This window comes from Sphaerisporangium fuscum, from assembly GCF_018531465.1.
Classification (GTDB): domain Bacteria; phylum Actinomycetota; class Actinomycetes; order Streptosporangiales; family Streptosporangiaceae; genus Sphaerisporangium; species Sphaerisporangium fuscum.
This window is the reverse complement of sequence record NZ_JAHDTF010000021.1, coordinates 64,660-80,108: the sequence shown is the minus strand read 5'-3', so window position 1 is coordinate 80,108 and position 15,449 is coordinate 64,660. Positions and strand designations below refer to the sequence as shown.

General features: G+C 69.5%; 14 protein-coding genes. All 14 read left to right on the top strand.

Annotated features, from left to right (window positions below; all coding sequences use genetic code 11):
- Positions 1-202 precede the first annotated feature (202 nt).
- Complete coding sequence (gene ffh / locus KIK05_RS25930) at positions 203-1,765, top strand: signal recognition particle protein (protein WP_214413444.1); 1,563 nt, start codon at positions 203-205, stop codon at positions 1,763-1,765.
- A gap of 269 nt (positions 1,766-2,034) precedes the next feature.
- Complete coding sequence (rpsP, locus tag KIK05_RS25925) at positions 2,035-2,499, top strand: 30S ribosomal protein S16 (protein ID WP_214413443.1); 465 nt, start codon at positions 2,035-2,037, stop codon at positions 2,497-2,499.
- Between the two features lies 1 nt (position 2,500).
- A complete protein-coding gene (locus tag KIK05_RS25920; protein WP_214413442.1) occupies positions 2,501-2,743 on the top strand; it encodes an RNA-binding protein in 243 nt (80 codons plus the stop codon).
- Between the two features lie 97 nt (positions 2,744-2,840).
- Entirely contained in the window at positions 2,841-3,356 is a 516-nt protein-coding gene (gene rimM / locus KIK05_RS25915) for a ribosome maturation factor RimM (protein WP_214413441.1), read from the top strand.
- Between the two features lie 6 nt (positions 3,357-3,362).
- Positions 3,363-4,148 (top strand): tRNA (guanosine(37)-N1)-methyltransferase TrmD, encoded by a 786-nt coding sequence (gene trmD, locus KIK05_RS25910; protein WP_214413440.1) that lies wholly within the window; start codon positions 3,363-3,365, stop codon positions 4,146-4,148.
- Between the two features lie 159 nt (positions 4,149-4,307).
- The gene (rplS, locus tag KIK05_RS25905; protein WP_214413439.1) at positions 4,308-4,673 is read left to right on the top strand and encodes a 50S ribosomal protein L19; all 366 of its coding nucleotides are present in this window, start codon (positions 4,308-4,310) and stop codon (positions 4,671-4,673) included.
- Between the two features lie 99 nt (positions 4,674-4,772).
- Positions 4,773-5,708 carry a signal peptidase I gene (gene lepB / locus KIK05_RS25900; protein ID WP_214413565.1) on the top strand — a complete coding sequence of 312 codons (936 nt, stop codon included), beginning with the start codon at positions 4,773-4,775 and terminating at the stop codon, positions 5,706-5,708.
- An 84-nt stretch (positions 5,709-5,792) separates the two neighbouring features.
- On the top strand, positions 5,793-6,710 hold the full coding sequence (gene lepB / locus KIK05_RS25895; protein ID WP_214413438.1) for a signal peptidase I: 918 nt from the start codon (positions 5,793-5,795) through the stop codon (positions 6,708-6,710).
- 137 nt (positions 6,711-6,847) lie between these two features.
- Positions 6,848-7,630: a signal peptidase I gene (gene lepB / locus KIK05_RS25890; RefSeq protein ID WP_214413437.1), complete on the top strand. Its 783-nt coding sequence runs from the start codon at positions 6,848-6,850 to the stop codon at positions 7,628-7,630.
- A 130-nt stretch (positions 7,631-7,760) separates the two neighbouring features.
- Positions 7,761-8,456: a ribonuclease HII gene (locus KIK05_RS25885; RefSeq protein ID WP_214413436.1), complete on the top strand. Its 696-nt coding sequence runs from the start codon at positions 7,761-7,763 to the stop codon at positions 8,454-8,456.
- Positions 8,457-8,495: 39 nt separating this feature from the next.
- A complete protein-coding gene (locus KIK05_RS25880) occupies positions 8,496-8,819 on the top strand; it encodes a DUF2469 domain-containing protein (protein WP_214413435.1) in 324 nt (107 codons plus the stop codon).
- Positions 8,820-10,141: 1,322 nt separating this feature from the next.
- A complete protein-coding gene (locus KIK05_RS25870) occupies positions 10,142-10,495 on the top strand; it encodes a YraN family protein (protein ID WP_214413434.1) in 354 nt (117 codons plus the stop codon).
- The gene (locus KIK05_RS25865) at positions 10,496-12,043 is read left to right on the top strand and encodes a YifB family Mg chelatase-like AAA ATPase (RefSeq protein ID WP_214413433.1); all 1,548 of its coding nucleotides are present in this window, start codon (positions 10,496-10,498) and stop codon (positions 12,041-12,043) included.
- A 2,004-nt stretch (positions 12,044-14,047) separates the two neighbouring features.
- Positions 14,048-15,136 carry a DNA-processing protein DprA gene (gene dprA, locus KIK05_RS25860; RefSeq protein WP_250563445.1) on the top strand — a complete coding sequence of 363 codons (1,089 nt, stop codon included), beginning with the start codon at positions 14,048-14,050 and terminating at the stop codon, positions 15,134-15,136.
- Positions 15,137-15,449 lie beyond the last annotated feature (313 nt).

The window sequence follows — 15,449 nt, the reverse complement described above, 5'->3', positions numbered from 1 at the left end:
GGTGTTATAAGCGGTTCGGTACCGATCGGTGATCGCCCCGGCTCCATGAGGGCGAGGTGCGGAAAACGGGGCTGGGAGCGTACGACCTCCCCGCCTGCCGCTTCCGACGCGTGACCGGCCTGCGGAGCGGATAGGCTGGGAGGTCGAGTCGCACCACAAGCGAGACCCCGGACGACCCGTAGCGCAGAGGCTGGCCAATCACGTGTTCGAGACGCTTTCCGACCGGCTGACATCGGTCTTCTCCTCCCTCAGGTCGAAGGGGAGGCTGTCCGACGCCGACATCGACGCGACCTGTCGCGAGATCCGCATCGCCCTTCTCGAGGCGGACGTCGCGCTGCCCGTGGTCAGGGACTTCGTGGCCCATGTCAAGGAGCGCGCCCGCGGCGCGGAGGTCTCCCAGGCCCTCAATCCCGCCCAGCAGGTCGTCAAGATCGTCAACGACGAGCTGATCGAGATCCTGGGCGGCGAGACCCGCCGGCTGAGGTACGCCAAGAACCCCCCGACCGTCATCATGCTCGCCGGTCTGCAGGGTGCCGGTAAGACCACGCTCGCGGGCAAGCTCGCCCGCTGGCTGCGTGAGCAGGGCCACGCCCCGCTCCTGGTCGCCGCCGACCTGCAGCGGCCCAACGCCGTCCAGCAGCTCCAGGTGGTCGGGCAGCGGGCGCAGGTCGCGGTGTACGCCCCCGAGCCCGGCAACGGCGTCGGCGACCCCGTCGCCGTCGCGCGCGGGTCGGTCGACCACGCCCGGCGCCAGCAGCACGACATCGTCATCATCGACACCGCCGGCCGTCTGGGCATCGACCAGGAGCTGATGAAGCAGGCCGCGGACATCCGCGACGCCGTCAGCCCCGACGAGGTCCTGTTCGTGGTCGACGCCATGATCGGTCAGGACGCCGTCACCACGGCCCAGGCGTTCATGGACGGCGTCGGCTTCGACGGCGTCGTGCTGACCAAGCTCGACGGCGACGCCCGGGGCGGCGCGGCCCTGTCGGTGCGGCACATCACCGGCCGCCCGATCATGTTCGCCTCCACCGGCGAGAAGCTCGAGGACTTCGACGCCTTCCACCCCGACCGCATGGCGTCGCGCATCCTCGACATGGGTGACATCCTCACCCTGATCGAGCAGGCCCAGCGCACGTTCGACGAGCAGGAAGCCGCCAAGATGGCGGGCAAGCTCGTCTCGGGCGACGGCTTCACGCTCGACGACTTCCTCGAGCAGATGATGATGGTCCGCCGCATGGGCCCCCTGAAGAACCTCCTCGGCATGATGCCGGGCATGGGGCAGATGCGCGAGCAGCTCAACCAGGTCGACGAGCGCGACCTCGACCGCATCGCCGCGATCATCCGCTCGATGACCCCGGGCGAGCGGCAGGACCCCAAGATCATCAACGGCTCCCGGCGCGCCCGCATCGCGCGCGGCTCCGGCGTCACCGTGACCGAGGTCAACAACCTCGTCACCCGCTTCTTCGACGCGCAGAAGATGATGAAGCAGGTGGCGGGCGGCATGGGCATCCCCGGGCTGCCCGGCGGGCGCAAGGGCAAGGCCGCGCAGAAGAAGGCCAAGAAGGGCCGCCGGGTCAGCGGCGACCCCCGCAAGGCCGCCCTCGGCAAGGCCGGCGCCGCCGCCGGCGGCTCCAGCACGCCCCCGCAGCTCCCGCCGGGGCTCGGCAACCTCGGTGGCGGTCTCGGCGGTCAGCTTCCGCCGGGCCTCGAGCTTCCCCCGGGCTTCGACCCCTCGAAGTTCCGTCTGCCCGGCCAGAAGTAGCCTGACGTCCCCGGCGGCCGTCCTCGTCCTGGACGGCCGCCGACCCCTGTGACCGGTCTTTCCGGGAGAATCCGGACGAGCTGCCGCCCAAATCGGCGCCGATTCGGAAACATGCCCGGTCATCTGGCACAATGGCACGTTGGAACATCGTGAGCGTGGGTGCCCTCTCACCCCCGCGGCTCGCGCCTGTCCCTCGGGCGGTCATCCCGTCGTGCCCCACTCGACGAGACACCGTTCACCCGCGCTCGAAAGCAGGAGAGACCACACCCGTGGCAGTCAAGATCAAGCTCAAGCGGCTCGGCATGATCCGCAACCCGCAGTACCGCATCGTGGTGGCGGACAGCCGCACCAAGCGTGACGGCCGTGCGATCGAAGAGATCGGCCTGTACCACCCCAAGGAGAACCCTTCGTTCATCCAGGTGAACTCCGAGCGGGCGCAGTACTGGCTGGGCGTCGGCGCGCAGCCGACCGAACCGGTCCTGAAGCTCTTCAAGCTCACCGGTGACTGGCAGAAGTTCAAGGGCGAGCCCGCCCCGCCGGCTCTGCTGGTCGCCGAGCCCAAGGCCGACCGCCAGGCGATCTACGAGGCCGCCGCCAAGGAGGCGCTCTCCGGTGACACCGGCACCGGCAACGCCACCACGCCGCGCAAGGCCAAGAAGACCGTGAAGGCCGACGACACCACCGCGGCCCCGGCCGAGGCCCCCGCGGAGGAGAAGCCGGAAGGCGAGGCCTGAGGTGCTTGAGGAGGCCCTCGAGCACCTGGTCAAGGGCATCGTCGAGCACCCGGACGACGTTCTGGTCCGCGCACGCCGCATCCGCAGCGGGCGCGTCCTCGAGGTCCGGGTCCACCCCGAGGACCTCGGCAAGGTCATCGGCCGTGGCGGCCGTACGGCGAAGGCGCTTCGCACCGTGATGAACGCCCTGGCCGACGGCAAGTACATCAGGGTCGACCTGCTCGACCTGAACGAAGCCCGGTAACGACACTTCAGAGGCCACGTGCCTCAGCGCAGGGGACCCCCGGAGGCCGGGTGGTCCCCTGTCGTGGTTCTCAACGACCCCTAGGAGGAGGAGCGACGTGCAGCTCGTCGTCGGCCGCATCGGCCGCCCGCACGGCATCCGTGGCGAGGTGACGGTCGAGGTACGCACCGACGACCCCGAGGCGCGCTTCGCCCCCGGCGCCGCGCTCGCCACCGACCCCGCGGGCACCGGCCCGCTCGTCGTGGAGGGCGCGCGCTGGCACAAGAACATCCTCCTGCTGCGGTTCGAGGGCGTCAGCGGGCGCGACGCCGCGGAAGACCTGCGCGGCACGATGCTGCTGATCGACTCGGCGGACGTCCCGCCGTCCGACGACCCCGACGAGTTCCACGATCACCAGCTGATCGGCCTGTCGGTCGTGACGGCCGAAGGCGAGAGCGTGGGCGAGATCGTCGACGTCCTGCATCACGGGCAGGACCTCCTGGTGGTCAGGCGCGGAGGCGACGAGGTGTTCGTCCCGTTCGTGAAGGCCCTGGTGCCCGAGGTCGACCTCGAAGCCGGCCGTGTCGTCGTGCAGGCCCCGCCCGGCCTGCTCGACCCGGAGGGGATGGTCTGAGCCGCCATGCGCGTCGACATCATCTCGATCTTCCCTGAATACTTCGCCCCCCTCGACGTCTCGCTGATCGGCAAGGCCCGCCGCAAGGGCCTGCTCGACATCCGGGTGCACCAGCTGCGCGACTGGACCCACGACGTGCACCGCACGGTCGACGACACCCCCTACGGCGGCGGGCCCGGCATGGTCATGAAGCCCGAACCGTGGAGCGAGGCCATCGACACCGTCATCGGCTCCGCCGAGACGCCTCCCCGGCTGATCGTGCCGACGCCGAGCGGGCGGCCGTTCACCCAGGAGGTCGCCCTCGAATACGCCAAGGAGCCGTGGCTGCTGTTCGCCCCGGCCCGGTACGAGGGCATCGACGCCCGCGTCATGGCCGAGTACGGCGCACGGCTGCGCCTCGACGAGGTCAGCATCGGCGACTACGTCCTCGCCGGCGGGGAGGCCGCCGTGCTGGTCATGGTGGAGGCCGTCGGCCGTCTGCTGCCCGGCGTGCTCGGCAACGCCGAGTCGGTCGCCGACGACTCCTTCGCCCCCGGCGCCATGGCGAGCCTGCTGGAGGGGCCCGTCTACACCAAGCCTCCGGTGTGGCGCGGCCACGAGGTGCCGCCCATCCTGCTGTCGGGCAACCACGCCGCCATCGCCCGCTGGCGCCGCGACGAAGCCCTGCGCCGTACGGCGGCCCGCAGGCCCGAGCTGGTGGCCGGACTGGCCCGCAAAGGCCTTGACAAACGAGACCTCGAGGTCCTTGACGACGCTTCGTTTCGCTTCATGCCAGAAGATATGGCAGACTGAATCGCTGTTGCCGACTGCCCTGCGGTCGGTCCGGCCGGGCGCGGTCCCGGCCTCCGAGACGTAATCAGCCCAGCGCTCGTGTCTTCCTCGTCGCCGTGCCCTCGCCGGGCGCGGCCGGGCGGACCTCCGGGTGCTCGCTTCAAATGAGGAACCGCTGCCATGCACACGCTGATCCAGGAGCTTGAGAAGGCCTCCGTACGTAGCGACATCCCGAGCTTCCGCCCGGGTGACACGCTCGAGGTCCACGTCCGCGTCGTTGAAGGCAACCGGTCCCGTATCCAGGTCTTCAAGGGATTCGTGCTGCGCCGCCAGGGCGGTGGCATCCGCGAGACGTTCACCGTCCGCAAGGTGAGCTACGGCGTCGGCGTCGAGCGGACGTTCCCGGTGCACAGCCCGGTGATCGAGAAGATCGAGGTCGTCACCCGCGGTGACGTCCGCCGGGCGAAGCTCTACTACATGCGCGACCTGCGCGGCAAGGCGGCCCGCATCCGCGAGAAGCGCGAGTCGCTGCCCGCCGGCAAGTAGGCACCGCCGCGATGTGGCCCGCACCCCCCGGGATGCGGGCCATTTTGCTGGGCGGGGGCGGTTTGTACCGTCCTGCGGGTGTGTAGGTACGACCAGTCGATGATCGCAGGGCCGGCGGTCCCCGCCGCCCGGTCGGGGGAGGAGGCGGACGTGGCCGCGGAGGACACCAAGCCGGTCGAGAGCGGCAACGACAAAGCCGAGGGCGGCAAGGAGAAGAAGAGCTCCTTCTGGCGCGAGCTGCCTGTGTTGGTGGTGGTCGCACTGGTGCTGGCTCTGATCATCAAGAGTTTCGTGATCCAGGCGTTCTACATCCCGTCGGAGTCGATGGAGAACACCCTGCTGGTCAACGACCGGGTCCTGGTGAACAAGCTGGTGTACCACACGCGCGACATCGAGCGTGGCGACATCGTGGTGTTCTCCGGCCCCGACACCTGGGACAGCGAGGTCAACGTCCCCGCGCCGTCCAATCCCGTGGCGGGGTTCTTCCGCTGGCTCGGCACTGCCTTCGGCGTGGTGCCCGGCGAGAAGGACTACATCAAGCGCGTGATCGGTGTCGGAGGCGACAGGGTCAAATGCTGCGACGCCCAGGGACGGGTCACGGTCAACGGCACCCCCCTGGACGAGAAGGGCTACCTCTACCCCGGTGACCAGCCCTCGCAGGGAGACTTCGACATCACCGTCGAGAAGGGCCTGCTGTGGGTGATGGGCGACCACCGCTCCGTCTCCTACGACTCCCGGGGCCATCAGGGCGACCCCGGCGGCGGCGCGATCTCGGTCGACAAGGTGGTGGGCCGGGCGTTCGTGATCGTGTGGCCGTTCTCGCGGGCGACGACGCTGCCGATTCCCGACACCTTCAACCAGGCGGCGTTGAAGACGGCCGCGCTGGCCGATGGGGCCTCGCCGTTGCTGCTGGGCTTCGCGGGGGCGTTCCCGCTGGTGGCGTTGCGCCGCCGGTGGCTGCTCAAGCCCGCCGTCGGCCCCCTGCCGCGCCGCCTCCTACGGGCCCGGACGGCGCCGTCGCGGCCGTCCCGTTGATCTCACGGCCGCCCCGGGTTTCTTTGGGCGCGTTGCCGAGTCGGCCACCCGCCGTGCAGGGTGCATCATTTAGGCTCGACAGCAATGACTAGCGATGGCCAGGGGGCCGGCGGTCCGCGCCGCCCTGTCGAGGACGAGGTAGACGTGGTCGCGGAAGACACCAAGCCGGCCAAGGGCGGCAAGGAGAAAAAGGGCTCCTTCTGGCGCGAGCTGCCTGTGTTGGTGGTGGTGGCGCTGGTGCTGGCTCTGATCATCAAGAGTTTCGTGATCCAGGCGTTCTACATCCCGTCGGAGTCGATGGAGAACACCCTGCTGGTCAACGACCGGGTCCTGGTGAACAAGCTGGTGTACCACACGCGCGACATCGAGCGTGGCGACATCGTGGTGTTCTCCGGTGTCGACTCCTGGGCCAGTGAGGTCGACATCCCCGAGCCGTCGAACCCGGTGGCGGGGTTCTTCCGCTGGGTCGGTACGGCGTTCGGCGTGGTGCCCGGCGAGAAGGATTACATCAAGCGCGTGATCGGGGTCGCGGGCGACACGGTCAAGTGCTGCGACGCCAAGGGGCGCATCACCGTCAACGGCGTCCCCCTCGAGGAGAAGGACTACCTCTACCCCGACGACCAGCCCTCGCAGAAGTTCTTCACGGTCAAGGTCGACAAGGACCGCCTGTGGGTGATGGGCGACCACCGCTCGGTCTCCCTCGACTCGCGCTCCCACCAGGGCGACCCCGGTAACGGCGCCATTCCGGTCGACAAGGTGGTGGGCCGGGCGTTCGTGATCGTGTGGCCGTTCTCGCGGGCGACGACGCTGCCGATTCCCGACACCTTCAACCAGGCGGCGTTGAAGACGGCCGCGCTGGCCGGTGGGGCCTCGCCGTTGCTGCTGGGCTTCGCGGGGGCGTTCCCGCTGGTGGCGTCGCGCCGCCGGTGGCTGCTCAAGCCCGCCGTCGGCCCCCTGCCGCGCCGCTACTGGACCCCCCGACGGGGGCGCCGGGTCGCCTGAACACCGCGGCGTCTCGTCCGGCGGCGACGTTTCGGACATCTTCTTTGTGGCCGTGGCCAGACGGCGCACATCCCCCGAGCAGACGAAGGAGAAGGGCTACCCCGGCCGAGGAGCACCGGGGAAGCCTGTACAGGCCCATGAGCGTCGAACACGAGAAGCCGGAGTCCGGAGAGCCCGGCGACCGGCAGCCTTCCGCCACCGAGGAGGGGCCGTCGAGCGGCCCGGCCGGAGGCGCCGCGGGAGCGGACACCGTCGAGCCGGTCGCCGGCGGGCCGAGTTCCTCGGGGGCGGATACCGGTGAGGCGGCCGCCGGTGGGTCGCGATCGGCCGGTGAACCCGCGTCGGCCGACGGGGACGCGGCCAAGGGGAAGAAGTCCGGGTGGCGGGAGTCGGTTCTGCTCGTGCTCAGCGGAGTGGCCGTCGCCGTGCTCGTCCGGCTGTTCGTCCTCGACTCCTTCTACATCCCGTCGGAGTCCATGGAGAACACCCTCCTGATCAACGACAAGGTGATCGTCAACCGGCTGTCGGGCGACGTGGACCGCGGCGAGATCGTCGTCTTCAAGGGCTGGGACGGCGCCACCACGATCAAGCGCGTCATCGGCGTCGGCGGGGACCAGGTGAAGTGCTGTGACGCCAAGGGCCGCATCACGGTCAACGGCGTCCCGCTCGACGAGCAGGCCTACCTCAACCCCCAGGACTTCCCCTCACAGGAGAAGTTCGACATCACGGTCCCGAAGGGACGGCTGTGGCTCATGGGCGACCACAGGGCGGCCTCGGAGGACTCCCGCGCGTTCATGAACGACAAGTTCCACGGCACGATCTCCACCGACGACGTGATCGGAAGAGCCTTCGCTCTCTACTGGCCGCCGTCGCGGATGACCACATTCCCGGTCCCCGAGACGTTCTCAAAGGTGCGATAGCGTACCCTCTTCGCCCATTGGGGCGTAGGCTTGTGGTCATGGTCGCGCTCGCATCGCCGTTCACCGGCCAGGGGGCTCGACTCTCCCGCAGGTCCGTCCCCTTGCGGCGGGGCGCCGAGCCGCCTGTCTCATGACCGTTCTCTTCCGCCCTCGCCCCAGCATCGTGCGGCGCGACTCCGGGTTGTACGGGTACGAGCGCGCGCTCGCGCGGCGGGGGCTGACCCCGGTCGCCGGCGTCGACGAGGCCGGGCGCGGAGCCTGTGCCGGGCCCCTGGTGGTGGCCGCGGTGGTGCTCCGGTCCGAGATCGACGGCCTGGCCGACTCGAAGCTTCTCACCCCCGCCAGACGCGAGGAGCTCCACACGCGCATCCTCGCCACCGCCCGGGCGGTGAAGATCGTGGTGATCCCGCCGGAGGAGATCGACACGCGTGGCCTGCACAAATGCAACATCGCCGGGATGCGGCGGGCCGTGGCCGGTCTCGGCTGCGATCTCGGGTACGTTCTCATCGACGGGTTCCCGGTGCCCGGCCTGCCCGCGCCGTCGCTCGCGGTGTGGAAGGGCGACCAGGTTTCGGCGTGCGTCGCGGCGGCGTCCATCGTCGCCAAGGTCACCAGGGACCGCCTGATGACCGAGCTCGACGATCAATATCCCCAGTACGGCTTCGCCGAGCACAAGGGCTACGTCACGGCCAGGCACCGCCAGGCGTTGACGGCTCACGGCCCAAGCCCACATCATCGGTTCTCCTTTGTAACGGTGAACTCGGTGGTGCGGGCTGGAGCGGGCGGAGAGATAGGCGAGAATGGTCTGGGGGCCGGTGTGGCGTGATCGGCCACGCCGGGGGAGGAAGGGAAGTGGAGGACCGGGATGAGCGCAGAGGATCTCGAGAAATACGAGACCGAGATGGAGTTGCAGCTCTACCGGGAGTACCGCGATGTGGTCGGCCTGTTCACCTACGTAGTCGAGACCGAGCGGCGCTTCTACCTGACCAATTCCGTCGATCTCGAAGTCCGCACGGCTGAGAACGGCGATGTCTTCTTCGATGTGAAGATGCAGGATGCCTGGGTGTGGGACATGTACCGTCCGGCGAGGTTCGTCAAGAACGTCCGGGTCGTCACCTTCAAGGACGTCAACGTCGAGGAGCTCGCGAAACCCGACCTCGAGATGCCCAAGGAGGGCTTCTCCAGCTGACCGAGCCCTGAGAACCGTTTCTTGGATCAGGTTCGGAGCCAGATGCCCAGAGCGGCCAGGGTGACGTGCTCGCGGTGGCCGTGAACGGCGGGGAAGCGCTGCGCTCGGCGATCGAGCACCGGCCTGACGTCGTGCTGCTTAGCGTCGACATGCCGGTGCCGAGGCGCGTTTGTCGCCCCTAGCGATGTCAAGCGGCAGAGGGAGCGGCCTTGGTGGGCGGTAGGTGGCGGATGATCCGGTAGATGTCGCGGGCGATGTAGCGATTGAGGCAGCGGATAGCCTCTCGGCGGGTTTTGCCGTCGGCGATGCGTCGTCCGACGTAATCGCGTAAGGGTGCCGCCTCGGGCCGTCAGTCGTAACGGGTGGCAACGGCCCGGAAGTTCTCCAACCGGTTGATCGCGCGTTCGACGACGTTGCGTGCCTTGTAGCGTTCGGCGCCGAAGCCGGCGGGCCGTCCCCCGGCTGAGCCTCGCCGGCGGCGGTCGGCGCGTTGGTCGCGGGGGGGCGGGGATGATGTGGCGGATCTTGCGGCGCAGTTGGCATGGGGGGAGTAGGCCTCATTCCCGGCCAGGCTGCCAGGCCGGGGGCGCGGGCGTCCCGGCCCGAGCCGGGGACTGCGGATGGTGGCGAGCAGCCGCCGCTAAGAAACAGCTCTTGGTCGCCGGACGGCGCGTCCCTGCCCACCTCGGAGGCCGCCCGTCGGCGATCCGCCAGAGGTAGGGGCCGCAGCCGTACGGCTTGACCGGCGTCCGGCCCGGGCATCGCTCACAGTGGTCGTGGGGGCCGCAGCCGTACGGCTTGACCTAGGTGCCCAGGGAGATCGCCGTCCGCCTCGACCTCGGCTCTCGGCCCCGCCAGGGAATCCCTGGGCCCCACAACCGACGCTTGCGTGCGTCTCCCCATGCCCGCCGGATCAGGCGGGTGGACTTCATCGAGTTGGGGCGAGCAGGCGCCTGACAGGACCGGTGCCGTCCGTGCCTGCGGAGGGAAGATTCAGGCCCGGTCGTGTGGGTGTGCAGTGCTCGGGGCGGCCGGCCGAGCCGTTCCCGCTGCTGCTTGGCCTATCTGGCCCGTCGGCAGCAGCCCAAGAGTTGTTGATCGCGGGTGTCGCGTGCGGATGAGGAGCCGCTTCACCCGCAACGCCCACACGGTGTGCAGGGAGTTGTCCACAGGTGCCGGAACGAACGGGACACCCCTGCCGTCCCACCTGCGGATTTCTGGTTCACGGCTCACCCACCCCTTCTCCGTCGTCCACAGAGCGGCATTCGGCCGGACGGTGACCGGGGCGACTGGGCGAAGGTCGGGACCCGGAGGTGGTCCCGATGGCCGCGACACACGACCTTGGCAAGCACGGCGAGCAGCTCGCCGTCGATTACCTGCGAGCAGCGGGTCTGAAGATCCTTGAGCGCAATTGGTGGTGCGCTGAAGGCGAGATCGACATCCTCGCCCGCGACGGGCCCGTTCTCGTGGTCGTCGAGGTCAAGACCCGGTCCGGCCGCAGTCACGGCACGGCTTTCGAGGCCGTGACCCCCGCGAAGCTGGCGCGGTTGCGCACGCTCGCCGCGAGGTGGCTCAGCGGGCAGTCGCAGTGGTTCTCCTCGATCCGCATCGACGTGGTGGCGCTGGAGCGGTTCGCCGGTGAGTTCTCCATCCGCCACGACCGGGGGGTGTGCTAGATGGCCGTCGCCCGCACGCGTTGCGTCGCCCTGGTCGGCGTGAGCGGCCACGTGGTCGAGGTGGAGGCCGACGTCGGCCACGGCATCGCGGGTGTCAGCCTGATCGGCATGCTCGACACCGCGCTCAGCGAAGCCCGCGACCGGGTCCGTTCCGCGATCATCAACAGCAGGTACGCCTGGCCCGACGCGCGGGTCACCATCAGCCTGTTTCCCGCCAGCCTCCCCAAAAGAGGCAGTCTCTTCGATCTGGCCATCGCCGTCGCCCTCCTCGGCGCGGCGGGTCTCGTGCCGAGGCAGCGCCTCTCCCTTCCGATCTTCCTCGGCGAGCTCGGGCTCGACGGGTCGGTGCGAGCGGTGCGGGGTGTCCTGCCTGCGGTGGTGGCAGCGGTCGAGGCCGGAGCCCAGTCCGTCGTGGTCCCCGTCGCGAACGCCGCAGAGGCGGCCCTCGTCCCCGGTGTCCTGGTGGTGCCCGTCCTCACTCTGGCCGAGCTGGTCGAGTGGCTGCGGAACGGCGATCCCGCCCAGAGGCCCAGCGTCGAGGAGGTGATGCGGGAGCAGTCCTGGGCCGAGCCGGAGGTCAAGGGAGGGCCTGTCCCCGACCTCGCCGATGTCGCCGGTCAGGCCGTGGCGCGTCGCGCTCTGGAAGTGTGCGCCGCGGGCGGCCACAACCTGTGGATGGTGGGGCAGCCCGGCACGGGGAAGACGATGCTGGCCGAGCGGCTGCCCACCCTTCTGCCGCCGCTCGACCGCGACCAGGCTCTGGAGGTCACCTCCATCCACTCGGTCGCGGGCACCCTGCCCCCGGACCGGCCTCTGCTGACACGAGCGCCCTTCATGGCGCCGCATCACACCGCGACCATCGCGGCGATCGTCGGCGGCGGCAGCGGCGTGATCAGGCCCGGGGCGGTGTCCCTCGCGCACAGGGGCGTGTTGTTCCTCGATGAGGCTCCCGAGTTCCCGTCGAGAGTCCTCGACTCGCTCCGGCAACCGCTGGAGTCGGGGAAGGTCACCGTGGCGCGTGCCGCCGGCACGGTGACCTTCCCGGCCCGGTTCATGCTGGTGCTGGCCGCCAATCCTTGTCCGTGTGCCCAGCCGTCGACACCTGAGAGCCCCTGCCAGTGCACGCCGAGCCAGCGCCGGCGCTACCTGGCCCGTCTCTCGGGGCCGCTGCTGGACCGCATCGACGTGAAGGTGCGACTGACTCGCTCGACCCGGCGCGAACTGCTGGCCGACAGACAGTTCATCGAGCCGAGCGCCGTCGTCGCGGAGCGGGTGGCCCTGGCCCGCGAACGCACGATGAAACGCCTCGCCGGCACGCCATGGCGGTGCAACGCCGAGATCCCGACCGCGGTCCTTCATGGCGACTACCGCCTGCCGTCCTCGGCGATGTCCCCTCTCTACCGCTGCCTGGACACCGGGGAGCTCAGCGCCCGCGGCCTCGACCGCGTCATGCGAGTCTCCTGGACGCTCGCCGACCTCCTCGGCAAGGAGAGACCCGAGGTGGCAGAGACCAACACCGCCCTCGGCCTCTGGCTGGGCACCGATTGACATCCTCCTCCGTGAAAGCCGGGGAGCTCGACCACCGCAGCTCGGTCCTCCTGCTTCACCGCCGGTCACCCGCACGGAGGTGTCCGCCGAGGCCATACACCGGCTCTACGGACGTCGGTTGTGTTGGTGCGCGCGCTGTGCGGGTGTCGATGGTGTGCGTTGAGGTGGTGCGCCTGCTCTACGGGCGTCCACCGGTGTCACTAGAGGTGGTGCCTGTTGTGCGTGTGTCGGTGGTGTCCGTGAGGTGGTGCGCGCTGTGTGGGTGTCGGTGGCGCGGGTTGAGGTGGTGCGCCTGCTCTGCGGGCGTCGGCGGTGTCAGCTGAGGCGGTGCCTGTTGCGCTTGTGGTGGTGTCGGTTCGGATGGTGCCTGTGTTGTGTGTGGGTGTCGGTGGTGTGCGTTGAGGTGGTGCGCCTGCTCTGCGGGCGTCGGTGGTGTCAGCTGAGGTGGCGCCTGTTGTGCGCTCACGGTGGTGTCGATTCAGGTGGTGCCTTTGTTGTGCCGGTGTCGGTGGTGTGCGTTGAGGTGGTGCGCCGGTTGTCCCGGTGTCGGTGGTGTCGGTTGAGGTCGTGCACCTGCTCTACGGGCGTCGGAGGTCCCCATTGCGGTCGTAGGCCGGCTCCACAGGGTTTCACTTCTCCACCGCGCCGGGCGGCGAGGATGTTCTCGGCAGCGTTGATGTCCCGGTCGTGACCGCTCCTCAGGCGCCCCCCCAGCTCCTGCCCCCAACGACATCGTGTCTCGCAGAGTTCGATACGCCAGCACAGCCTGGAGGAGGGAAACCGGCGCTCCATGGAAGGGACGCGGCGACCTTCCAAGCTGTGGGCGCGAATCCGCTCCTCCAGAGTCCCCTTGTGGTCGACGGGGACGCAGCCGAACCCCGGGCAAGCCCCCTCGGCCTGCTTCCAGCGTCGGACAGAAGTGGTGCTTGTACGCCCGCTACATGATCTGTGCCACGCCCCACATGAACGCAAGAGATCAACCACGGACTATCCATCGAAGGGAGGCGGGCGCTTCCCCCGCCTGAAGGCGTGGGTCTCCGCGCCAGAACTCTGATGATCAACGACGTACAAGCATGCCAACCTGGGCACCAGGAGAAGCCCGGCAAGGGCGACCCCAGCACCGACGGGTCCCCGTTCAACGAGGTCGGTGAGGCGGACCTGATGTGCCTACCGAAGACAGCGGAGCAGGCCAGAGCGATCGGCCCCTTGGATCTGACTGGAGAGGTAGATGCGGCTTTCGGGCGATTCGGTGCCGGGCAGGCCGGAGTGGCTGGTTCGCTGGTAGGTGTGGCTGCGGGGCCCTCGGGTGCGGAGCGTGCCGGTGTGGTCGGTTCGCTGGCACCGGCTGCGGAGGTGGATGTGGCTTCCAGGCGGTCGGGCGCAGGGCGGGCCGGAGCGGTTGGTTCCCTGGGTCGGGCCAGAGAGGTCGATGTGGCCGCGGGACCGTTGAATACGGGGCCGGCCGGAGTGGTTGGTTCGCTGGCTCGGGCTGCGGAGATCGGCGGGGCTCCGGGGCCGGTGAATGCGGGGCGGGCCGGAGCGGTTGGTTCCCTGGGGCGGGCCGGGGAGGTGGCTGTGGCTTCCGCATGGACGAGTGCGGGGGAGGCCAGAGCGGCGAGCCCCTCGGATTTGACTGGAGAGGTGGGGATGGCCACCGGGCGGACGGGCGGGGGGCAGGCTGTGGGGTCTGTCGTGCCGAAGGCGGTCGTGGATGACCTGCCGGAGAGTGCCTGGGATGAAGAGGTGGCCTGCGAGCCCGGGACTGCCGGCGTTCTTGGTCGACAACCGCCCCACGATCGTCAGGTCTTACGAGCGATTCCTGCGGCCGCAAGCGTGGATATGCCGCACGCGGACGTTCCGGCAGGTGGCGGAGGGCCGGAGACCGATGGTGGGCCCCATGCGGGCAGGGACGGCTGCGATGCCGGTTCGAGGGCGCTTTCGCGGCATCCGGGGCGGCTGGCCAGGGTGACCTTGATGCGAGTGGCCGACGCGGGAGACCGCGTCATGGGCAGGCTCGTCGCGGCGTACGGCCCCGAGGGGGCGTTGGGGCAGGTCCGGTGCGGGCGGCTGGACCCCGATTTCGTGGAGGAGATGTCGGCGAACACAAGGCGGCGTCCGGATTACGACCGGCTGCTGGCGGCATGGCGGGCACGCCTGCGGAACGCTGACCCCCTTGCCGACCTCGCCGAGGGAGAGCGCTCCGGTGCCCGGCTGATCATTCCGGGGGATGTGGAATGGCCGACGCAGCTTGACGATCTCGGCCCTGAACGCCCTCTGGGGCTCTGGTTGCACGGGGTGGGAGATCTGCGCTTCTCCTGCCTTCGGTCCGTGGCGCTGGTCGGCTCCCGCGCCGCTACACCGTACGGCAGACACGTCGCTGCAGAGCTCGCGGCCGATCTGAGCGAGGCGGGGTGGACCGTGATCTCGGGCGGTGCCTACGGCGTGGACTCGGCCGCTCATCGAGGAGCCCTGTCGGGAACGGCTGAGACGGTGGCGGTGCTCGCCTGCGGCACCGACATCGCCTATCCCGCGGCCAATCACGAACTGTTCTCGGCCATCCGGGCGAGAGGCCTGATCCTCAGCGAGTGCCCGTTGGGTGTCCGGCCCACTCGTCTGCGCTTCCTGGTCCGGAACCGCGTGATCGCCGCCCTGTCCCGGGGCACCGTGGTCGTAGAGGCGGCCGTACGCAGTGGTGCTCTCAACACCGCTGCCCATGCCGTGGCTCTCAGACGCCACCTCGCCGCTGTCCCGGGTCCGGTCACGTCTGAGAACTCCGCCGGATGCCATCGCCTGATCAGGCGTGGCGAGGCCGTGTGTGTGACCTCGGGTCGGGAGGTAATCGAGCTGGTGGGGGCCCTGGGGGCCGACCTTGCTCCGGAACCAAGGGGGCCCGTCCTGCCGCGTGACGCGCTGGACGAGGAGACCCGCAGTGTCCTCGAAGCGGTACCCGCCCGTACAGCGGTCGGCCCCGCCACGATCGCGGTGGCGGCGGGAGTCGACGTCATGACGGCGCTGGGCTGCCTGGGCGGCCTCGCAGCAGCCGGCTACGTCGAACGAACAGAACACGGCTGGCGCCTCCGCCGCAACAAGTAGCCCGACCCCGTCGAGGCTGCCGCTGCCGCTGTCGGTGTCGGTGTGGTCGTGATTTCGGTGATGGTGGTGCAGGGAGAGGACATGCGCTTTAGGCGCGCACGATTAGGACACCCGGTCAGGGCTCCTGTTGCCGTTATGGGTTCTACGGCCTTGGCTTCTACGGCTGGGGTAGCGGTAGTTCCCGCGCTGGGGGAGCGCGTTGAGGCGCGCACGATCACGGCACTCCGGCAGGGGGTGTCATCACGGTAGCCGCGGCGGCAAGGAGCCACCCATCCCAAAGTCGCCACCGTCGCAACGACCACGTGACTGTGAG